The following is a 19,328-nucleotide window of genomic DNA, read 5'->3' as shown; positions in this document are numbered from 1 at the left end:
CCCGCACCACCCGGATGGCCCGTTTGGCAACATGGAAGCCAGGACGCGGACGAGAGGAATGAGCGGAATGGACCTGGCCGGGGTAGGAGTATGGAGCAGTCAACTGCGCTACGGTGACGAATCCGAAGCCGCCGACGCTGCAGCGGAATTGGACGAGCTCGGGTTCACCGCATTGTGGATTCCCGACGTCGGCGGACCGGTGCTCGACGCGGTCGCTCGTCTGCTGGCGGCGACCGCGCGGACGGTGATAGCCACCGGCATCCTCAATCTGTGGATGCACTCCCCCGCCGACGTCGCCGAGTCCTACGCCGCGTTGAGCAGCAAGCATCCCGACCGTTTCCTGCTCGGGATCGGAGTCAGCCACGCGCCGCTGATCGACGCGGGAAACCCCGGCCGGTACCGCAAACCGCTCGCAGCGACGGCATCGTTCCTGGACGGTCTGGATGCGGCGTCGCCGCCGGTGCCCGTCGACGGGCGGGTGCTGGCCGCGCTCGGCCCCAGGATGCTGGAGCTGTCGGCGACCCGCGCCCGCGGCGCCCACCCCTACCTCGTCACCCCCGAGCACACCGCTTCGGCCCGTGCGACGCTGGGGCAGGGCCCGTGGCTGCTGCCCGAGCAGTCCGCGATCCTGACCGACGATGCGGACGAGGCGCGCAGGATTGGAACCGATTGGCTGCGTGGCTATTTGGCGATGCCGAACTACGCCAACAACATGCTGCGCAGCGGGTTCTCCGAAGACGATGTCACGCAGATCAGCGATCGCCTCTTCGATGCACTCATCGTGTGGGGCGACGAAGAAGCAATCCTGCGCCGAGTCGCCGAACATCAGTCGGCCGGCGCCGACCACGTCTGCGTCCAGATACTCACCGCCGACCCGCGGGCATTCCCCCGCGAGCAATGGCGCCGCCTGGCCGCGGCTGTTGCCGCTACGTAGCTGTGGCACTCGGCCATCGGCTCAAACGTCTGCAGTACCGTACGCTCTACCGGCTGGGTTTCGTTCCGTGGGACGGCCACCCGATCGGGGTCAAGCTACGAGAGTTGGTCGAAGACAGTGCAATTGCGCCCGGTGCGGCACTCGACATCGGCTGCGGCACCGGCGACAACTGTAGCTATCTGGCTGAGCACGGCTGGCGGGTGACCGGAGTGGACTACGTCGCCCGGGCGCTGCAGAAGGCACGGGCCAAGGTCCGCACCGAAAGCGTCGAGTTCCGGATTGCTGACGTCACCCGGCTCAGTTCGGCGAACGTGGGCCGGGATTTCTCGTTGATCGTCGACAACGGGTGCCTGCACGGCATGAACGACGACGACCGCGACGCCTACGTTCGTGAGGTCACGCGCGTTGCGGCGACCGACGGGCGCCTGCTCATCATGGCGATGATCCCCGGTGGTTCACCCGGGGTGCGCGGCATCGACCTGCCCGAGATCCAGCGGCGATTCACCCCGGCCTGGACGCTGGTGGACTCGGGCGACGAGCCGTCGCTGGACCACAACGGCAAGAACCCGGGCCGCTACTACGTTCTGCAGCGCGCCGCTTAGCCGCGACGACGCAAGAGCCCCCGAAACAACGCTGTTTCGGGGGCTTTGCGGCTGGTCGTCAGGTCAGCGAGTCCGGCGGCAAGAAGCGGTCGCCGTACTTCTCGGCCAGTTCGCGGGCCCGGGCCACGAAGGCCTCCTTGCCCCGGCCGTGCGGACCTTCGTAGCCGACGATGTACTGCGCGCTACCACCGGTCCACGGCGGGAACCCGATGCCCATGATCGACCCGATGTTGGCGTCGGCCGTGGAGGTCAGCACGTTCTCGTCGAGGCACTTCTGGGTTTCCAGCGCCTCGGCGAACAGCATCCGGTCGATCATGTCCTGCAGCGGCGGCGTCGAAGCCCCCGACTTGAAGGTCTCCCGCAGGCCCGGCCACAATCCGGAGCGCTTGCCGTCGGGGTATTCGTAGAAGCCGGCGCCTTTGAGTCGGCCGGAGCGGCCCAGCTCGATCATCTTCTCCACCACCGCTTCTGCGGGGTGCGGTTCGTACTGGCCGCCACTGTCCTCGACACCCTTGCGGGTAGCCGCGGCGATCTTGTGCATCAGCTCCAGGTTGAGCTCGTCGGACAGCTGCAGCGGCGGCGCGGGGTAACCCGCCTGCGAACCCGCCTGCTCGATGCTGGCCGGCTCCACGCCTTCGCCGAGCATTGCCAGCGCCTCGTTGACGAAGGTGCCGATCACCCGGGAGGTGAAGAAGCCGCGGCTGTCGTTGACCACGATCGGGGTCTTGCCGATGGCCAGGGTGTAGTCGAAGACCCGGGCCAGCGCTTCGTCAGAAGTCTTCTCGCCCTTGATGATTTCCACCAACGGCATCTTGTCGACCGGTGAGAAGAAGTGGATCCCGACGAAGTCCTCCTGCCGCTTCACCCCCGTCGCCAGACCGGTGATCGGCAGCGTCGAGGTGTTCGACCCGAGCAGCGCGTTCGGCTCGACGATGTCTTCGATCTCCTGGAACACCTGGTGCTTGAGGTCCTGGTTCTCGAAGACGGCTTCGATGACGAAGTCCACGCCCTTGAGGTCGGCCGGGTCGGCGGTCGGGGTGATGCGCCCGAGGAGCGCACTGGACTTCTCCTCCGTTGTCCTGCCCCGCTCGAGCGCCTTGGCTTCGAGTTTCTCCGAGTAACCCTTGCCCTTCTGGGCGGCCTCGATGCTGACGTCCTTGAGCACCACGTCGTAACCGGCCTTGGCCGAGACGTAAGCGATGCCCGCGCCCATCATGCCGGCGCCGAGCACGCCGATCTTGTTGATCTTGACCGGCTCGATGCCGTCTGGCCGCGACCCGCCGTTGTTGATCGTCTGCAGGTCGAAGAAGAACGCCTGGATCATGTTCTTGGCGACCTGGCCGGTGACCAGCGAGGTGAAATAGCGGCTCTCGATGCGGCTGGCGGTGTCGAAGTCGACCTGCGTGCCCTCCACGGCCGCTGCCAGGATCGCCCGCGGCGCAGGCATATTCGCACCCTTGAGCTGCGAGCGCAGCAGGGAAGGGAAGGACGGCAGGATGGCGGCCAGCGACGGCGATGACGGGGTACCGCCGGGGATCTTGTAACCCTTGACGTCCCACGGCTGGGTGTGCGATTCGGGGTTGGCCTTGATCCAGGCCTTGGCGGCCGGCACCACCTCGTCGACCGAACCGACCAGCTCGTCGACCAGTCCGATTTCCTTGGCCTTGGCCGGCTTGAACCGGGTGCCCTGCGACAGGATGTTCATGAAAGCGTTCTGGATCCCGAACATCCGTACCGAGCGGGTGACGCCGCCGGCACCGGGCAGCAGGCCCAGCGTCGCCTCGGGGAAGCCGAACTGCGACCCCTTGACGTCGGCCGCGATGCGGTGGTGGCACGCCAAGGCGATCTCCAGCCCGCCGCCGAGCGCCGCGCCGTTGAGGGCGGCGACGACGGGCTTGCCCAGCGTCTCGAGGGTGCGCAGCTGCTTCTTCACGTTCTCGACGAGATCGAATGCCTCGCCGGCGTTTTCCGGGCCGATCTGGATCATGCTCTTGACGTCACCACCGGCGAAGAAGGTCTTCTTCGCGCTGGTGATCACCACGCCGGTGATCGAGTCTTTCTCGGCGACAAGACGATCCACCGTCTTGCCCATCGACTCGATGTAGTTCTCGTTCATCACGTTGGCCGAACCCGACGGGTCGTCCAGCGTCAGTGTGACGATGCCGTCGGCGTCCTTATCCCACTGAATTGCGTTGTCGGCCATGTACTTAAACCCTCTCGATGATCGTCGCGACACCCATGCCGCCGCCAATACACAGCGTTATCAACGCGCGTCGGGCGTTGCGCCGCTCCAGTTCGTCGACCATGGTGCCGGTGATCATCGCGCCGGTTGCTCCCAGCGGGTGTCCCATGGCGATGGCGCCACCGTTGACGTTGAGCTTCTCGTCCGGGATGTTCAGGTCCTTCTGGAACTTCAGCACCACGGAGGCGAACGCCTCGTTCAGCTCGAACAGGTCGATGTCGTCGACGGTCAGCCCGGCCCGGTCCAGCACCTTCTGGGTGGCCGGGGTGGGTCCGGTGAGCATGATCGTCGCGTCCGCACCGGTGGTGGCGGTAGCGACGATGCGCGCCCGCGGGGTCAGGCCCTGCGACTTGCCGGCCGCCTCGGAACCGACCATCACCAGCGCGGCGCCGTCGACGATTCCGGACGAGTTACCGCCGGTGTGCACGTGGTTGATCTTCTCGACCCAGTGGTAACGCTGACGCGCCACGTCGTCGAATCCGGCCATTGCGGCCAGGCCCTCGAAGGCGGGCTTCAGCTTGCCCAGGCCCTCGGCGGTGGTGTCGGGGCGCATGTGCTCGTCATGATCGAGGATGAGCAGGCCGTTCATGTCGACGACCGGCACGATCGACTTGGCGAAGTACCCACCCGACCACGCCTCGGCGGCCAGCTTCTGGCTGCGCAACGCGTAGGCGTCGACGTCGTCACGCGAGAAACCCTCGATGGTGGCGATCAGGTCGGCACCGATGCCCTGGGGGACGATGTAGGCGTCGTAGCTGGTGGCCGGGTCGGCCATCATCGCGCCGCCGTCCGACCCCATCGGAACGCGGCTCATCGATTCGACGCCGCCGGCGAGCACCAGATCGTCCCAGCCGGAACGGACCTTCTGCGCCGCGGTGTTGACGGCCTCCAGGCCGGACGCGCAGAACCGGTTCAGCTGGAAGCCACCGACGGTGTCGGGCATGCCGGCGGCCAGCACGGCGGTGCGGGCGATGTCGCCACCCTGGTCGCCGACCGGGGAGACGCAGCCCAGGATGACGTCGCTGATCAGGTTTTCGTCGAGGTCGGGGTGGCGCTTGCGCAGCTCCTCGATCAGGCCGACGACCAGGCTCAATGGCTTGACTTCGTTCAGCGAACCGTTGCGTTGCTTGCCGCGCGGTGTACGGATGGCCTCGTAGATGAAGGCTTCTTCGGACATGTGAACTTCCTGTTCGGAGAGGGTGTGGATCCGTCTTAAGAGTAGGTCCAGCACAGGAACCCTAACAGTTGCCCCGGCCAACCTGTTGGTTGGGCCGGTCCGCCGCTGGCTGGACACGGTCGCGGTCGCGGCGCGGGCGTCACGCTGGCGTGGCGCCCGACGCCGAGCGTCACGCCAGCGTGACGCTCGACGCGACCAACAACCCAATAAGCTCGTTCTCCATGACCGTCTCGCGGCTACAGCCCTACGCGACCACGGTGTTCGCCGAGATGTCGGCGCTGGCCACGCGGATCGGCGCGGTCAACCTCGGCCAGGGCTTTCCCGACGAGGACGGTCCCGCGGAGATGCTGCGGGCCGCCCAGGACGCCATCGCCGACGGTATGAACCAGTACCCGCCCGGCCCCGGCATCGCCGCTCTGCGACAGGCCATCGTCGCGCAACGCCGACGACGCTATGGCATCGAGTACGACCCCGATACCGAGATCCTGGTCACGGTCGGGGCCACCGAGGCCATTGTCGCAGCGGTGCTCGGCCTCGTCGAACCCGGCTCCGAGGTGCTGCTGATCGAGCCGTTTTACGATTCCTACTCACCGGTGGTCGCGATGGCCGGCGCGACCCGGGTGCCGGTCCCGCTGGTTGCCGACGGGCGCGGTTTCGCGTTGGACGCCGACGCGCTGCGACGCGCCGTCACCCCGCGCACCAAGGCTCTGATCGTCAATTCGCCGCACAATCCCACCGGCGCGGTGCTGAGCGCGCCAGAGCTGGCAGCCATGGCCGAGATCGCAACGGCCGCAGACCTTTTGGTGATCACTGACGAGGTCTACGAGCATCTCGTCTACGACGACCACCGGCACCTGCCGCTGGCCGGCCTCGACGGCATGGCCGAGCGCACGATCACCATCTCCAGCGCGGCCAAGATGTTCAACTGCACCGGGTGGAAGATCGGCTGGGCTTGCGGCCCAGCACATCTCATTGCCGGGTTACGCGCCGCCAAACAGTATCTGAGCTACGTCGGCGGAGCACCGTTCCAGCCCGCGGTGGCTCTGGCGCTGAACACCCAGGACGAGTGGGTGGCCACTCTGCGCCAGACGCTGCAGCGCCGGCGCGACCGGCTGGCGGCCGGACTGACCGACATCGGGTTCGCGGTACACGACAGCTTCGGCACCTACTTCCTGTGCGCGGACCCGCGCCCGCTCGGACACGACGACAGCACCGCCTTCTGCGCCACGCTGCCGGAGCGCGTCGGGGTGGCCGCGATACCGATGTCGGCCTTCTGCGACCCGGCCGCCCGGCACGCCGGGCTATGGAAACACCTGGTGCGCTTCACGTTCTGCAAACGAGACGACACGCTCGACGAAGCGATCCGGCGACTGGCGGCGCTGGGCGATCGACGGCACTAACCGCCCATCACCCGCTTGCGCAGTCCCTCCAAGGCGGAATAGAGGATCTTCTTGCGGGCCCGGTTGACCAGGAACTCGGGCAGCGGCGCAGAGGGTTCGACGGTGATGGTGAACCGCACCCGGGTCTTGTCGGCGCCTTCGCGGGTCAGGTTGTACTCGCCGTGCTGGGCATGCTGCTGAAGCGTTTTGGTGGCGTCCCACACCATCCAGTCCGGCCCCCAGTGATATTCCAGCAACTCCTTGTCGACGATGCCGACCACCTTGATGGTGACCTTGACGTGCCGGGGGCGGCCGTCGGGCCAGGTGTCGATGACTTCGGCCCGCTTGTGCACCGACGACCAGGACGGCACCGCGTCCATGTCGGCGAGCGCGTCGATGATCACGTCCGGCGACGCGTCGATCAGCACTTCACCCGATGCTTGTATGGCCACTACTGCTCAAACTAGCAACCTGGCGGCGCGGACTCCGCGGCCAACTATGCGTCCGGGCCGGGCTCCGCGCCCAGCACCTGCTCGCGCAATCCCCGGGCCGCGGCATCCAATACGTGTTCGCTGGCCCGCCGCACGATGAATCCGGGTATCGGTCCGGCCGGTTCGACGGTGATGTCGAAACGCACCCGGGTTTTGTCCAGTCCCTCGGGTTTGAGGTTGTACTCGATATGTTGGCCGTGCTGCTGGGCGGTCTTGCCGGCGTCGTACACCACCCAGTCCGGACCCCAGTGGTATTCCAGGATCTCCTTGTCGACCAGGCCCAGGATCTTGATGGTGGCCTTCACGTGGTGGGGCCGGCCGTCCGGGTAGTAGTCGAGCACCTCGACACTCTTGTGCAGTGGTGACCAGGAGGACAGCGCGCCGACATCTGACAGCGCCGCCATGACCACTTCCTGGGGCGCATCAATGACGAATTCTCGCGATGCTTTTACGGCCACTGGTTCCCAAGCTAGCAACGCTCGGCACGACCTGGGGAGCGGTTGTCGGAAATTGTCGGATACCAGCCGATTTCACCGAGCGCCGCGGTATCAGCCCTTCTTCACCTTCAACACGCGGTTGCGCAGCTCTTTGGTCGCCGAGTCGATGGTGCCCTTGACGGCCCGCTTGAGCACGAACCCGGGCAACGGCACGTTCGGGTCGACGCTGATCTCCATCTTCACCAGCGTCTCGTCCCCTTTGGGCACCAGGGTGTACTTCCCGTCCTGCGACTTCTGCTGACCGGAACTGACCAGCGTCCAGGTCACCTCGTTGCCACTCCAGGTGTAGGCCACCACCTGCTCGTCGGTGATGCCCGCGGTCTTCACCTTCATCTTCACTCTGCTCGGACGCCCATCGTCTCCGGTCTCCAGGATCTCGGCGGTCTGGTGCGGTTCGGACCATTCGGGCATCGCCTCGAAATCAGCGATGACATCCAGGATCTCCTCGGGACTGGCTTCGATGACGATGTCGCGGGATTCTTTGATTGCCATGGCCCGCACCATATCGCGACCGTGCCCCGGCGGGAATAGTCGTTTCGCCGGTATCGTCGCCACGGGCGTACCGTCGTTTCCGTGACCGATTCTGCCTATACCGTCGGCGACTATCTGCTCGACCGCCTCGCCGAACTCGGCGTCACAGAGATCTTCGGCGTGCCCGGCGATTACAACCTGGCTTTCCTCGACCACATCGTGGCCCACCCCAAGCTGCGCTGGGTCGGCAACGCCAACGAACTCAACGCCGGTTACGCCGCCGACGGATATGGGCGGCTGCGCGGAATGTCAGCCGTGGTAACGACATTCGGCGTCGGTGAGCTTTCGGCGACCAACGCCATCGCGGGCAGCTACGCCGAGCACGTGCCCGTCGTGCACATCGTGGGCGGGCCCTCGAAGGACGCCCAGGCCACCCGCCGGGCGTTGCATCATTCGCTCGGCGACGGCGACTTCGAGCACTTCTTCCGGATCAGTCGCGAAATCACCTGCGCGCAAGCCAATCTCATGCCAGCCACCGCGTGCCGTGAGATCGACCGGGTGCTGTGCGAGGTGCGCGAACAGAAGCGGCCCGGGTACCTGCTGATGTCCACCGACGTGGCGCGCTTCCCCACCGAACCGCCGGACGCGCCGCTGCCACGCTATGCCGGCGGCACCAGTCCGCGGGCGCTGGCCATGTTCACCGGGGCGGCGGCGAAGTTGATCGGCAACCGCCAGTTGACCGTGCTGGCCGACCTGTTGGTGCACCGCCTGCAGGCGGTCCGGGAACTGCAGGCGCTACTGGCAGCCGACGTGGTGCCGCACGCGACGTTGGTGTGGGGTAAGAGCCTGCTCGACGAGAGCTCGCCGAATTTCCTCGGCATCTACGCCGGCGCGGCCAGCACCGAACGGGTACGCACCGCCATCGAGCAGGCACCGGTCCTGGTGACCGCCGGGGTGGTGTTCACCGACATGGTCAGTGGGTTCTTCAGTCAACGCATCGACCCGGCCCGGACCATCGATATCGGCCAGTACCAGAGCAGCGTGGCCGACGAGGTGTTCGCGCCGCTGGAGATGGGTGCGGCGCTGCAGGCTCTGACAGCGATACTGACCGAGCGCGGTATCCGTTCACCGGACGTGGCACCGCCACCGGTGCAAGCACCGGCCCCCGCCCCGGGCCGCGACGAGGCTCTCACCCAACGGATGCTGTGGGACCGGCTGTGTTCGGCACTGACCCCGGGCAACGTGGTGTTGGCAGATCAGGGGACCTCGTTCTTCGGCATGGCCGACCACGTACTGCCCCAGGGGGTCACCTTCATCGGCCAACCATTATGGGGTTCGATCGGTTACACGTTGCCCGCCGCCTTCGGGGCGGCGGTGGCCCATCCGGACCGCAGAACGGTGCTGCTGATCGGCGACGGCGCCGCTCAGCTGACCGCGCAGGAACTGGGCAGCTTCTCCCGGGAGGGGCTTTCCCCGGTCATCGTGGTGGTCAACAACGACGGCTACACCGTCGAACGCGCCATCCACGGAGCAACGGCGCCCTACAACGACATCGTCGGCTGGCGCTGGACCGATCTCCCCGGCACGCTCGGGGTGGAAAATCACCTCGCGTTGCGCGCCGAAACCTACGGCGAACTCGACGACGCGCTCACCGCCGCCGCCGCCCATCGCGACCGCATGGTGTTCGTCGAGGTGGTGTTGCCGCGACACGAGATCCCGCCCCTGCTCGCCCAACTCGTCGGACCGATGCAGCCGAAGGACCACTGAACGCGGCTACGCCGAATGGCGCGGACTCCTCGTCTCGCTGACCGACGCGATGATCGCACGCACGGTGCGACGGCAGCGTCCACAGTCGGCACCCGCGCCGCACGCCGCGGCAACCTGGTTGCTCGTCGACGCGCCCGCGCAGACAGCTTCGGTGACCATCTGGCTGGTGATGCCATTACACAGGCACACGTACATCGCGCCGGTCAGTCCGTCCCGATGCGCATCATGTCGAAATACCGGCCGACGAACAGCGGCGGGTAGGCGCCGATTCCCACCCCGCTGAGCCATTGCGCCGCCGCGTCCGGGTGCTCGATCCATTCCCGCGCGCTGTCCTCGTCGGCGAATTCCTGCAGGATCAGCACCTCGTGTGAGTCGTCGAAAGCCTGAAAGACCCAGGTCTTTCGGATCCCGGCGGCGGTGAACCGGTCCATCGCGAGACCGACTTCGGTGTGCAGCGTCGTCACACTGTCCACGGACGCGAAGGCGGCCACCACCACGCCGGGTGCCCGGCCCGTCGCTGCCGGAGGTTCGGCAATGAACCTGTCCACGATCTCGCCGGCGAAGACGGCCGGGATGTCGTCGACGCCGACGGCATCGAACCAGTCGAAGAACACCCGCGACTGCAACAGCTCTACGATCGGCTCGCGGCTGTGCACCCCGATCATCACCAGCACCCGGCCGTAGTCGTGGGTGGAGATATAGACCAGCACGTGATGGGCGCCGATGTCGGCGAGCGCGGCTTTGCGACGCTCCAGCAGCGGCCACACCTTGGTCGGGTCCGGAATCCGGTAGTCCGACGCGATCACCATCGAGTGAATGTCGCCGTTGCTCATCACAGGCCTATGCCGGATTGAACTGTGAGATAAGCCATTTCCCGTCGGCCTTGGTCAAGGTGACCAGCACGCTGCTGTTCGTCATCGCCGGTTCCGGACGGTCCCTGCTCTGAGTGCTCTGGTTGATGAACAACAACACGATGGCCGAGTCCGGACGGAATTCGGACAACGCGCCGCGAAGCACCACTGCGGTCGTCTTGACTGCCTTCTGCTTTGCGGCCGGAGCGACGATCTGCGAGGTGAACTGGTCGTAGTAAGACAGGAAGTCACCGGTCAGATGTGATCTCGCGGTGGAGAAGTCGTGGTCGAGCGTGTCCGGCGAGTAGGACAGGATGGCGACGGTGCCGTCACTGGCAGCTGCAATTGCCGCCTTGGCTTCGGCTGCGTCGACCTGCTGGTCCGGCCGGTAGGAGAACCAGTACAGGGCGGCCAGCACCGACAGCGAACTGACCACCAGCAGGGCCAGCGCGGCGATGCCGAGCTTCCCGGCCCAACGACTTTTCGTCCTGCCGGCGGTCGGGTTCTTCAATCGGGCGGTCAAGCGATTGCGGCCCGAATCCCGGCCGTCGGCTGACGAATCGGCGTCTTCGGCATCCACCGTGTCCTCGACGACCGAGGTCTGCTCTGCGCTGTCGTCGACCACCGACGAGTCCCGTTCGGTCACGGCACGAACTCCACTTTCGACATCTTGAGCCGACCACCTTCCCGAGTCATCGTCACGATCAGCCGGTACTTACGTGGATCCTGTTTGGCACCAGCGGCATTCGTGACCTCGGAGGTACTGGCCACGAGCACCACCGCCGAATTCTCGGTCATGGTGTCGAGTTCGACAGCGGCAGCTTGAACGCTTCCCTGCGAGATCACTTTCGACTCTTCGACGACTTTGGTGAAATCTTCGGCCATCTTCAGAAAGTCGTCCTTGAACGTCCCGGTGGACACTTCCAGGATGTGTTGCACGCCTTCTTTGGCGTGTTCGTAGTCGAGCGAAGTCAGCGTCACGACTCCCTGCCGTGCGCCCGCGGCGAACTCGGCAACCTGCTGGCGTTCCCGGGTGGCGTTGCGATGCAGCACGGACATCTCCACGCTGGCCCCCACCGCGAAGAGCGTGATAGCGACGGCCAGTACCGCTGCCACCGACTTCAGTGTCGGTCGGCGCAGGCTGCGCCGCGCGGATCTGGCAGCCGTTTCCTCGGCGTTTTCGTCGTCCGCTGCGTCCGCGTCCGTTTCGTCGGAAAGCGTCTCGGTGGTGCGATCGTCCGCAACCTCGGTGTCGCGCTCCTCGATGCGGGCTGGTTTCACCGGCTCCGGTTGCTCCGCTGCTGCAGTGGCTTTGGCGCCGCCGGCCTTTTTCACCGGGCCCTTGGCCAGTTTGATCTTCGCGGCGTCGGGCTTGGCGAGCGTGACCGTCGGTTCGGCCGGCTCGATTGTTGCGTCGTCGACTTTGAGTCCGTTCGTGCCGGATCCGACCTCGGTGCTTGCGACGATTTCGGCTTCGCGGCGCAGCCGGATGGCGCGGGCACGCGCGCGGGCAGCGGCGGCGAGGGCTTCGGCCTCGGCGGCCTCCGCCTCGGCCTCCTCGGCCAGGGACCGCATTTCCGCGACACTCTGCGGTGTGTCGTCCTTCTTCACCGGCGCCGATTTCGCGTCGTCTGCATTACGGCGGGTGCCGCCGCCCTCCGCTCACCGGCTCGGGAACGAGATCGCTCGCCGCTCAACTCCGAACTCCTCTACCGCTTGTCCGTCGGTGACAAGGTGCCTGGTAGCCGCCGACGGTGTCGGGAAAATGCGTTAACTTGTCGCCCGATCCCCATTCCGTCCGGGATCCGCCGTACGCCAGCCGTGGCCACACCCTACTCGCCACCGCACCCATGATGGGCCGGACTGGCGGCGGCCACTCCGGCACGTCGTCGGCCGTCGGAGAACGAGATTATCACTTTCCGTCGGCAATATTACCGTCCGGGCCGACACAAACCGCGCAAAACCGCGTCAAACTGTGGAAATACCGTTCTTGCTTTCGGCATATGCAACTGCCGGAGGATGCCGAGCGCCACTCAGCGGAGGAGATCCTTGACGACCTTGCCGGTGGCGTTCATCGGCAGCGCGTCGACGAATTCCACCACTCGCGGCACCTTGAATCCAGCCATACGCTCCCGGCACCAGTCGATCAGTTCCGGCGCGTCCACCGGACTCTTACGGACGACGAATGCCTTGCCCACCTGCCCGAGCCGTTCGTCGGGAGCGCCGATCACCGCCACCTGGGCAATGGCGGGGTGCTTGAGCAGGAAGCCTTCGATCTCGGCCGGGTAGGCGTTGAATCCGCCCACGATGAACATGTCCTTCTTGCGGCCGACGATGCGCAACCGACCCGACTCGTCGATGCTGCCCAGGTCCCCGGTGTGTAGCCAGCCGTCGCCGTCGATCGCCTCAGCGGTGGCGACCGGATCGTTGAGGTAGCCCTGCATGACCCCGTACCCGCGAACCAGCACCTCGCCGTCCCCGGCGATGCGCACCTCGACCCCGTCGCACGGCAGACCCGCGGTGGAGGCGACCTCTGCAAAGGAGTCGCCGGGCCGGGACAAGGTGACGTTGCCCGCCTCGGTGAGCCCGTACCCGGTCATCAACGTCTGGAACGGCAGCTCACCGTGGATGCGACGGACGAGTTCGACGGGGATGTCGGCGGCACCGGTGACGCCGGCCCGCAACGTGGCCAGCTTGGACTTGTCCGGCACCGTCAACAACGAGTGATACAGCGTCGGCGGGCCGGGCAACATCGTAATGCGCTCGCGCTCAATAAGATCCACCGCGGTGGCGATGTCGAAAACCGCTACCGGCAGCATCGCGGCACCACGCAGAAAGGACGCGACAAGGCCCGCTTTGAGACCGAAGGTGTGGAAATACGGATTGATCATCAGGTAGCGGTCACCCTCGCGCAGATCCGCGAGGGTCGCCCACTCCTCGTACATGCGCAACGTCTGAGCGTGATTCATCATCGCGCCCTTGGGCCGCCCGGTGGTGCCGGAGGTGAAAATGATGTCGGAGACATCGGTGCCGCTGACCGGGCACTCGAACGGTGATCCGGCGTCGAGGAAGCCGGATTTCAGGTCGATGACCGGTATCCCGGCCGGCGGCGCCACGAAGTCCTGCCCCAGGAAGCCCTGCTGGACCAATACCGCCTTGGCCCCGCTGCGGCCGATGACGTCAGCGGCCTCCGCCACCTTGAACCGGGTGTTGACCGGCACCAGGACTCCCCCGGCGGTCAGCAGGCCGAAGGCGGCAACGATCCACTCGGCACAGTTGGGCGCCCAGACGGCCACCCGGTCACCCCTGGCGATACCGAGATCGGCAAAAGCACCTGCCGCACAACGTATTCGGTGGACGAGCTCAGCGAAGGTGTAGCGCAGCGGACCGTCCACGACCGCTTCCGCATCGCCGAAGCGATCCGCCGCGCTCAAGACCATCTCGGGGATGGTCTGCCAGCTGACCCGGTCGGTCACACCGTGACGAGTCGACCGAGATTGCCACCCATGATCTTCGCCTGGTCGTCGGCCGACAAGTGCGACAGCGCCTCGATGTAATAGGTCGGCTCCGCCAGCCCTTCGGGATGGGGCCAGTCCGACCCGTACAGCACCTGGTCCACGCCCACGAGGTTGACCAGGTCGTCGATACCGTCCTCGAAGAACGGGCTGACGTAGATCCGGTTCTTGACCATCTCGACCGGGTCGCTCGGGAATGCCTCCGGAGCCTTGCGGAATACCTCCGCCAGGCCGTCCAGCAGCGGGGTCATCCACTTCGACCCGGCCTCGACGATCGCGACCTTCAGCTTGGGGTGGCGATAGAGCGCGCCGTGAATGACCCACGAGCCCACCGAGTCCTGGATCGGCCGCCACTCGTTGAGGATGCCCATTGCGTTGGTCTGGAACGGCAGCATCTCGGCGCTGGCACCGTCCCATTCGGAGGTGTACCGGGAGTAGCCACTGTCGCTGGAGTGCATGCCGACCAGCACGTCGTACTCCACGACCCGCTCCCAGAACGGGTCGAACTCGGGCAGCGCGAACGACCGCGGACCACGGAAGCCGGGGACCGGTGCCGGGCGGACCAGGATGCAGCGGGCACCGCGCTTGACCGCCCATTCCAGCTCTTCGATCGCCTTTTCAACGATCGGCAGGGTGATCACCGGGGTGGTGAAGATACGGTTCTGGTAGTTGAAGCCCCAGACCTCGTCGAGCCACTGGTTCAGCGCATGGACCAGCACATGGATGGCAACAGGGTCGTCCGACAACCGTTCCTCGAGGAGGCTGGCCAGCGTCGGGAACATCAGCGTCTTGTCCAGCCCCAGCTCGTTCATCACTTCCAGGCGCGGGCCCGGCTCGAAGAACGCCGGGATGGCACGCATCGGCTCACCGAACAGCTCGCGCTTGCTCTTGCCTTCCGGGTTGCCGTACTTGAAATACTCTTCCCAGGCTCCGGGTTTGGCGACGACCTCGAAGGTCGGGTTGGGAATGTAGTTACTGATCTGGCCGCGGATCGCGATCTTGGTGCGCCCGTTGACCTGCACGTACTGGACGTGGTTCTGGTATTCCTTCGGCAGGAACTTGGTCAGCGCCTCCGGCGGCTCGTAAAGATGGTTATCCGCGTCAAAGATCGGAAACGGGACGTCAACCCGGTGCGACAACTGACCCATGAAATCCTCCTTCGCAATTAGTGAGAATCATATTCTCCTATATCGCCGTGCGCAACGTGCACCCACCCCCCGCGCGGGCGGCACGGTGCGGGTCAGCACTTCGCGTTGATCTTGAAATCGGCGCTGGCCGCCTCGCCCGGTTTGGCCGTGGTGGACCCGTTGGCCGTGCCGGTGATGATGAACGACTGGCCATCGAAGCGGGTGGCGGCGTCGGCTCCGCCGCCGTGGGAGTAGGTGCCGGTGAAACCACCGAAGTTGTGGAAGCGGACGGACACCGTGGACGCCGGATTTGCCCGCTGGTCGACGACGATCTTGGCGCCCGAGGCGTCGTCACCAAGTTCGATGGTGCGAAACCATTCCTGCTGGAAGCAGCGCACAACTCGGGGCCGCACCTCGTTCCCGTTGACGGTCGCCACCGCGGTGCTGGCCAGCTGGCCTTGCGAGGGGGCGCTGCACGCCCCGAAGACGGGTGCCGCCAGCGCTACGGCCGCTGCCGCGGCGATTCGGTTCCGCACCTGGCCACCCCAATCCGCAGGCGTCCGGACAACTTCTGGACCTGCAGCGATGATGCTATTCTCCCTAGACGAGAATGCCAATATCGGCGTCGCAAGTCCGGGTTGTACCGAGGAGCTGAACACGCATGGTGGACCTGGATTTCGACGACGCCGAGACCGGGGTGGCAGTGCTGACCATCGATCGGCCGCACGCACGCAATGCCATCTCGCTGGAAACCATGGACCAGCTCGACCATGCGCTCGACGGCGCGAGCGGGGCGTTGGCACTGGTGATCACGGGTGCCGGCGACCGGGCTTTCGTCTCCGGCGGAGATCTCAAGGAGCTCAGCGCGCTACGGACCGAGGACGAAGCCGCGGCGATGGCCCGCCGGATGCGCACGCTGTGCGACCGGATCGCCGGGTTCCCGGCGCCAGTGGTCGCGGCGATGAACGGGCACGCCTTCGGCGGCGGCGCCGAGGTCGCGGTGGCCGCCGACATCCGGGTGGCCGCCGACGACATCAAGATCGCCTTCAATCAGGTGCAACTCGAAATCATGCCGGCATGGGGCGGCGCCGAACGTCTGGCCGCGCTGGTCGGCAAAAGCAGGGCCCTGCTGTTGGCCGGTAGCGGGACCGCAGTCGATGCCGTCGAGGCCGAACGCCTCGGACTGGTGGATGTGGTCTTACCGCGGGCATCCTTCGACTCGGCCGACCAGGGCTGGCGCTCGGTCGCCAGATCCCTCGCCCGCCGTCCGGCCGCCGAGATAAAACGGGTAATCAGCGGAGTTTCCCCTGATGAGGCGATAGCATCGTTTGCACGGCTGTGGGTGGCCGACCCGCACTGGCAGGCCGCAGCACTAGTCATGAACCGCAAAGCCAATCCGCGCCCAGCAGCCGGAGGAGCGATATGACGACCAGGGCAACGCCGCAACTGGGCATCGGAGCAGCGCTGCTGTCAGCGGTTCTGCTGGCCGGCTCCGGTATAGCGGCCGGCACCGGCACGGCACGGGCTGACGACGACCCGCCGCCCGCGCACCGGGTCGTCTACACCATCACCGCCAACAACCCGGCCTACGCCGACATCTACTACCAGGACCAGGATCCGGCGAAGTTTTCGGACTACAGCCACAACCCCTACCCGTTCACGCCGAATGTGCAGGCCGATATCGCCCCGGGACGGCCGTGGAGCCAGACGGTAATGCTGGTGGATCCCGCGCACTGGGCGATGGTCAGCGTCAGCATGCAGCGTCAACCCGGCTTTCCGGGCTTTCACTGCACCTTGTCGGTCGACGGCGCGGTGGTGGTGTCCAAGGATGGAGAACGTGGGGTGCTCTGTTCGCTGCGCACCTGGTGAACCACCCAGGTCGGCGGGATGTCCGCGATCGGCTGCGGCTCGCCTTCCAACCTGCGCAGGTGATGTTCGACGAACTTCAGCGTCTCCGGGTGACCCACCGACACACCCATCGCCTGCTCGAGCACCAGGAACCGCGACAGGCTGGTCATCAGCACGGTGAAAACCACCGGCGGCACGAAATCGGTATTCAGCTTGCCCTGCGCCTCGTACCGCTGCATGGCAGCCGACACCACCTGGCGTTGTTCGTCGCGAAAACGGTCGGCGTAGTAGGCGATTTCGGCGCGCATCTCTTTGCGGTGGTTGGCCAGCGCCATGAATTCCATCGAGATACGCGTGAACCCGGGATCGGTGCCGAATCGCCACAGCGCCCACAGCGGTTGCGGCAACTGCAGCAACTGCGCCTGGGCTTGCAGCCCTTCCTCAGCGCGGCGCCGGAAGACGGCCAGAAACAGGTCCTCCATGGTGCGGAAGTAGTAGTGCACCAGCTGCGGTTTGAGTCCGGCCTTGTTGGCGAGCCGCCGCGACGTCACCGCCGCGTAGCCCTCCTCGATCATCAACTGTTCGGCCGCGTCGAGCAGCAGGCCGCGATTCTTCGCGTCCGGCGCCCCGATCCTGCGGGCCGATGTCATGCCGTACCCGTCCTCTCTGCGCTCGCCCGACGATCACGCCGATCGTATCCGCGACACGGTTCGGTACCGGCGCAGTGATCTTGACCACGACAATACCGCCATGCTAAGCAGGTGCTCAGCAGACGTTCTAATCGGGCGACGCCAGCTCTCGTCGCCGACTGACCAATTGGCGACACGGTGCTGCGGGCCGGCTTCGGGAGGAATGCACGATGAGCGATTACGACACCATTGATTTCTTCACCGATCCGTCGCTGGTACCCGACCCGTACACCTACTTCGATTACCTGCGCGCCCAGAACCCGGTGCTGCGTCTGCCGCACTATGGGGTCGTCGCCGTCACCGGCTACGAAGAGGCGACGGCGGTCTACAAGGACACCGACTCGTTCTCCAACTGCGTCGCGCTCGGCGGGCCGTTCCCGCCGCTGCCGTTCCAGCCCGACGGCGACGACATCAACCATCAGATCGACGAGCACCGGCACTGTTTCCCGATGTTCGAGCACATGGTCACCATGGACCCGCCGGACCACAGCCGGGCGCGGTCGATTTTGAGCAGGCTGCTGACGCCGAGCCGACTCAAGCAGAACGAGGAATTCATGTGGCGCCTCGCCGACCGCCAACTCGACGAGTTCCTGGTCAACGGCAACTGCGAATTCATCGGTGAATACTCAAAACCGTTTGCCACGTTGGTGATCGCCGATCTGCTCGGCGTCCCGGAGGAGGACCACAAAGAATTCCGGGTGGTACTGGGCGCCGACCGTCCCGGCCGCGTCGGGGCCCTGGACCACGAATCGGTGGGCGTCAATCCGCTGGAGTGGCTCGACGACAAATTCTCGGCCTACATCGAGGACCGCCGCGCGCACCCGCGCGAAGACGTCCTGACCGCGCTGGCCACCGCCAAGTATCCGGACGGGACGACGCCGGAGGTCATCGACGTCGTCCGGTCAGCCACCTTCCTGTTCGCCGCCGGCCAGGAGACCACAGCAAAGCTGCTCAGCGCCGCACTGCAGGTGATCGGCAACCGTCCGGACATCCAGCAGCAACTCCGCGACAACCGCAGCCTGATTCCGGGGTTCATCGAGGAATCCCTGCGCATGGAGAGCCCGGTCAAGAGTGATTCGCGATTGGCGCGCAGGTCGACCCAGGTTGGCGGAGTGGACATTCCGGCCGGCACCGTGGTGATGGTGTTGCCCGGTGCGGCCAACCGTGACCCGCGCCGCTTCGACGACCCGCACGAGTTCCGGCTGGACCGCAAGAACGTCCGCGAACACATGGCGTTCGCGCGCGGCGTGCACTCCTGCCCCGGCGGCCCACTCGCCCGGGTCGAAGGCCGGGTGTCCATCGAACGGATACTGGACCGGATGGCCGACATCAACCTCGACGAAGCCCACCACGGCACCGCCGACGACCGCCGATTCACCTACGAGCCCACCTACATCCTGCGCGGACTCAACCAGCTCCACCTCACCTTCACACCCCAGGAGCCACCGGCCGGGCGACCGGTCAGTTGATCGCCAGGCCGATGAAATAGCTGCCGAACAATCCGGCCGCGATCAGCAATACCCAGGCATCGGTGAGCCGGCGCAGTCGTGCGGGCGCCTCCCGGACTTCCATGAACTCGCGAAAGATGATGCGCACCTTGATGAGTGCGATGACGATGACGCTGGTCGTGAGCACCACACTGGTGCCGTGGACGGAGTGGTCGATCCACAGGTAACCCAACGTGAGCATGGCCAGTACCGCCCACACCACCAGCAGCCTCGCGTTGGGCTTCACCGCG

At 65.9% G+C, this 19,328-nt stretch carries 21 protein-coding genes; 7 read left to right on the top strand and 14 right to left on the bottom strand.

Features of this window, described 5'->3' with window-relative positions:
- Positions 1-67: 67 nt before the first annotated feature.
- Positions 68-934, top strand: coding sequence for an LLM class F420-dependent oxidoreductase (locus tag ACZYZ9_RS16330; protein WP_463827501.1), 867 nt, complete (start codon positions 68-70; stop codon positions 932-934).
- The gene (locus ACZYZ9_RS16325) at positions 898-1,536 is read left to right on the top strand and encodes a class I SAM-dependent methyltransferase (RefSeq protein ID WP_463827310.1); all 639 of its coding nucleotides are present in this window, start codon (positions 898-900) and stop codon (positions 1,534-1,536) included. The genes ACZYZ9_RS16330 and ACZYZ9_RS16325 overlap by 37 nt, the downstream gene beginning before the upstream one ends.
- A 58-nt stretch (positions 1,537-1,594) precedes the next feature.
- Here the strand turns inward: ACZYZ9_RS16325 and ACZYZ9_RS16320 are convergent, their stop codons facing one another.
- The gene (locus ACZYZ9_RS16320; protein ID WP_463827309.1) at positions 1,595-3,739 is read right to left on the bottom strand and encodes a 3-hydroxyacyl-CoA dehydrogenase NAD-binding domain-containing protein; all 2,145 of its coding nucleotides are present in this window, start codon (positions 3,737-3,739) and stop codon (positions 1,595-1,597) included.
- A 4-nt stretch (positions 3,740-3,743) separates the two neighbouring features.
- Positions 3,744-4,955, bottom strand: coding sequence for an acetyl-CoA C-acetyltransferase (locus tag ACZYZ9_RS16315; RefSeq protein ID WP_463827308.1), 1,212 nt, complete (start codon positions 4,953-4,955; stop codon positions 3,744-3,746).
- Between the two features lie 221 nt (positions 4,956-5,176).
- Here ACZYZ9_RS16315 and ACZYZ9_RS16310 point away from each other — a divergent pair, with 221 nt between their 5' ends.
- Positions 5,177-6,355 (top strand): pyridoxal phosphate-dependent aminotransferase, encoded by a 1,179-nt coding sequence (locus ACZYZ9_RS16310; RefSeq protein WP_463827307.1) that lies wholly within the window; start codon positions 5,177-5,179, stop codon positions 6,353-6,355.
- Here ACZYZ9_RS16310 and ACZYZ9_RS16305 read toward each other — a convergent pair.
- The 3 genes from ACZYZ9_RS16305 to ACZYZ9_RS16295 all read right to left on the bottom strand — a co-directional run bounded on the left by ACZYZ9_RS16305 (position 6,352) and on the right by ACZYZ9_RS16295 (position 7,814).
- On the bottom strand, positions 6,352-6,786 hold the full coding sequence (locus ACZYZ9_RS16305; protein WP_463827306.1) for an SRPBCC family protein: 435 nt from the start codon (positions 6,784-6,786) through the stop codon (positions 6,352-6,354). The two genes, ACZYZ9_RS16310 and ACZYZ9_RS16305, sit on opposite strands and share 4 nt — an antisense overlap.
- Positions 6,787-6,830: 44 nt before the next feature.
- The gene (locus tag ACZYZ9_RS16300) at positions 6,831-7,283 is read right to left on the bottom strand and encodes an SRPBCC family protein (protein ID WP_463827305.1); all 453 of its coding nucleotides are present in this window, start codon (positions 7,281-7,283) and stop codon (positions 6,831-6,833) included.
- Positions 7,284-7,373: 90 nt separating this feature from the next.
- Positions 7,374-7,814, bottom strand: a complete 441-nt coding sequence (locus ACZYZ9_RS16295) for an SRPBCC family protein (RefSeq protein WP_463827304.1) — start codon at positions 7,812-7,814, stop codon at positions 7,374-7,376.
- An 81-nt stretch (positions 7,815-7,895) separates the two neighbouring features.
- Between ACZYZ9_RS16295 and ACZYZ9_RS16290 the strand changes: the two genes are divergently transcribed.
- Positions 7,896-9,560, top strand: a complete 1,665-nt coding sequence (locus ACZYZ9_RS16290; protein ID WP_463827303.1) for an alpha-keto acid decarboxylase family protein — start codon at positions 7,896-7,898, stop codon at positions 9,558-9,560.
- Between the two features lie 6 nt (positions 9,561-9,566).
- Here ACZYZ9_RS16290 and ACZYZ9_RS16285 read toward each other — a convergent pair whose 3' ends face one another.
- The 7 genes from ACZYZ9_RS16285 to ACZYZ9_RS16255 form a co-directional block, all read right to left on the bottom strand.
- A complete protein-coding gene (locus ACZYZ9_RS16285; RefSeq protein WP_463827302.1) occupies positions 9,567-9,755 on the bottom strand; it encodes a (2Fe-2S)-binding protein in 189 nt (62 codons plus the stop codon).
- Positions 9,756-9,763: 8 nt separating this feature from the next.
- Entirely contained in the window at positions 9,764-10,393 is a 630-nt protein-coding gene (locus ACZYZ9_RS16280) for a fatty-acid--CoA ligase (protein WP_463827301.1), read from the bottom strand.
- Positions 10,394-10,400: 7 nt separating this feature from the next.
- Positions 10,401-11,057, bottom strand: coding sequence for a twin-arginine translocation pathway signal (locus tag ACZYZ9_RS16275; protein ID WP_463827300.1), 657 nt, complete (start codon positions 11,055-11,057; stop codon positions 10,401-10,403).
- Positions 11,054-12,022 carry a hypothetical protein gene (locus tag ACZYZ9_RS16270; protein ID WP_463827299.1) on the bottom strand — a complete coding sequence of 323 codons (969 nt, stop codon included), beginning with the start codon at positions 12,020-12,022 and terminating at the stop codon, positions 11,054-11,056. Before ACZYZ9_RS16270 ends, ACZYZ9_RS16275 begins: the two co-directional genes overlap by 4 nt.
- Positions 12,023-12,444: 422 nt before the next feature.
- Positions 12,445-13,887, bottom strand: coding sequence for a FadD3 family acyl-CoA ligase (locus ACZYZ9_RS16265; RefSeq protein ID WP_463827298.1), 1,443 nt, complete (start codon positions 13,885-13,887; stop codon positions 12,445-12,447).
- Positions 13,884-15,074, bottom strand: a complete 1,191-nt coding sequence (locus ACZYZ9_RS16260; RefSeq protein WP_463827297.1) for an amidohydrolase family protein — start codon at positions 15,072-15,074, stop codon at positions 13,884-13,886. Before ACZYZ9_RS16260 ends, ACZYZ9_RS16265 begins: the two co-directional genes overlap by 4 nt.
- Before the next feature lie 92 nt (positions 15,075-15,166).
- Positions 15,167-15,589, bottom strand: coding sequence for a lipoprotein LpqH (locus tag ACZYZ9_RS16255; protein ID WP_463827296.1), 423 nt, complete (start codon positions 15,587-15,589; stop codon positions 15,167-15,169).
- Positions 15,590-15,714: 125 nt separating this feature from the next.
- Here ACZYZ9_RS16255 and ACZYZ9_RS16250 point away from each other — a divergent pair, with 125 nt between their 5' ends.
- Together ACZYZ9_RS16250 and ACZYZ9_RS16245 are read left to right on the top strand one after the other, a co-directional pair.
- Positions 15,715-16,479, top strand: a complete 765-nt coding sequence (locus tag ACZYZ9_RS16250) for an enoyl-CoA hydratase/isomerase family protein (protein ID WP_463827295.1) — start codon at positions 15,715-15,717, stop codon at positions 16,477-16,479.
- Complete coding sequence (locus ACZYZ9_RS16245) at positions 16,476-16,922, top strand: hypothetical protein (protein ID WP_463827294.1); 447 nt, start codon at positions 16,476-16,478, stop codon at positions 16,920-16,922. Before ACZYZ9_RS16250 ends, ACZYZ9_RS16245 begins: the two co-directional genes overlap by 4 nt.
- Here ACZYZ9_RS16245 and ACZYZ9_RS16240 read toward each other — a convergent pair.
- Positions 16,838-17,551: a TetR/AcrR family transcriptional regulator gene (locus tag ACZYZ9_RS16240; RefSeq protein ID WP_463827293.1), complete on the bottom strand. Its 714-nt coding sequence runs from the start codon at positions 17,549-17,551 to the stop codon at positions 16,838-16,840. The two genes, ACZYZ9_RS16245 and ACZYZ9_RS16240, sit on opposite strands and share 85 nt — an antisense overlap.
- 209 nt (positions 17,552-17,760) lie before the next feature.
- On the opposite strand from ACZYZ9_RS16240, the gene ACZYZ9_RS16235 reads away from it, so the two are divergent.
- On the top strand, positions 17,761-19,059 hold the full coding sequence (locus ACZYZ9_RS16235; protein WP_463827292.1) for a cytochrome P450: 1,299 nt from the start codon (positions 17,761-17,763) through the stop codon (positions 19,057-19,059).
- On the opposite strand, the gene ACZYZ9_RS16230 is transcribed toward ACZYZ9_RS16235, so the two are convergent.
- Positions 19,052-19,324 carry a cytochrome C oxidase subunit IV family protein gene (locus tag ACZYZ9_RS16230; protein WP_463827291.1) on the bottom strand — a complete coding sequence of 91 codons (273 nt, stop codon included), beginning with the start codon at positions 19,322-19,324 and terminating at the stop codon, positions 19,052-19,054. The two genes, ACZYZ9_RS16235 and ACZYZ9_RS16230, sit on opposite strands and share 8 nt — an antisense overlap.
- Positions 19,325-19,328: the final 4 nt, after the last annotated feature.

The organism is Mycobacterium sp. IDUB_28, from assembly GCF_055419285.1.
The sequence above is the reverse complement of the archived record's forward strand: the minus strand, read 5'-3'. Positions and strand labels throughout refer to the sequence as shown.

Coding starts and splice junctions, on each gene's coding strand:
- ACZYZ9_RS16285 (WP_463827302.1), bottom strand. CDS start 9,755: ATGTACGTGTGCCTGTGTAATGGCATCACCAGCCAGATGGTCACCGAA.
- ACZYZ9_RS16330 (WP_463827501.1), top strand. CDS start 68: ATGGACCTGGCCGGGGTAGGAGTATGGAGCAGTCAACTGCGCTACGGT.
- ACZYZ9_RS16240 (WP_463827293.1), bottom strand. CDS start 17,551: ATGACATCGGCCCGCAGGATCGGGGCGCCGGACGCGAAGAATCGCGGC.
- ACZYZ9_RS16245 (WP_463827294.1), top strand. CDS start 16,476: ATGACGACCAGGGCAACGCCGCAACTGGGCATCGGAGCAGCGCTGCTG.
- ACZYZ9_RS16320 (WP_463827309.1), bottom strand. CDS start 3,739: ATGGCCGACAACGCAATTCAGTGGGATAAGGACGCCGACGGCATCGTC.
- ACZYZ9_RS16295 (WP_463827304.1), bottom strand. CDS start 7,814: ATGGCAATCAAAGAATCCCGCGACATCGTCATCGAAGCCAGTCCCGAG.
- ACZYZ9_RS16325 (WP_463827310.1), top strand. CDS start 898: ATGGCGCCGCCTGGCCGCGGCTGTTGCCGCTACGTAGCTGTGGCACTC.
- ACZYZ9_RS16250 (WP_463827295.1), top strand. CDS start 15,715: ATGGTGGACCTGGATTTCGACGACGCCGAGACCGGGGTGGCAGTGCTG.
- ACZYZ9_RS16235 (WP_463827292.1), top strand. CDS start 17,761: ATGAGCGATTACGACACCATTGATTTCTTCACCGATCCGTCGCTGGTA.
- ACZYZ9_RS16280 (WP_463827301.1), bottom strand. CDS start 10,393: ATGAGCAACGGCGACATTCACTCGATGGTGATCGCGTCGGACTACCGG.
- ACZYZ9_RS16315 (WP_463827308.1), bottom strand. CDS start 4,955: ATGTCCGAAGAAGCCTTCATCTACGAGGCCATCCGTACACCGCGCGGC.
- ACZYZ9_RS16260 (WP_463827297.1), bottom strand. CDS start 15,074: ATGGGTCAGTTGTCGCACCGGGTTGACGTCCCGTTTCCGATCTTTGAC.
- ACZYZ9_RS16310 (WP_463827307.1), top strand. CDS start 5,177: ATGACCGTCTCGCGGCTACAGCCCTACGCGACCACGGTGTTCGCCGAG.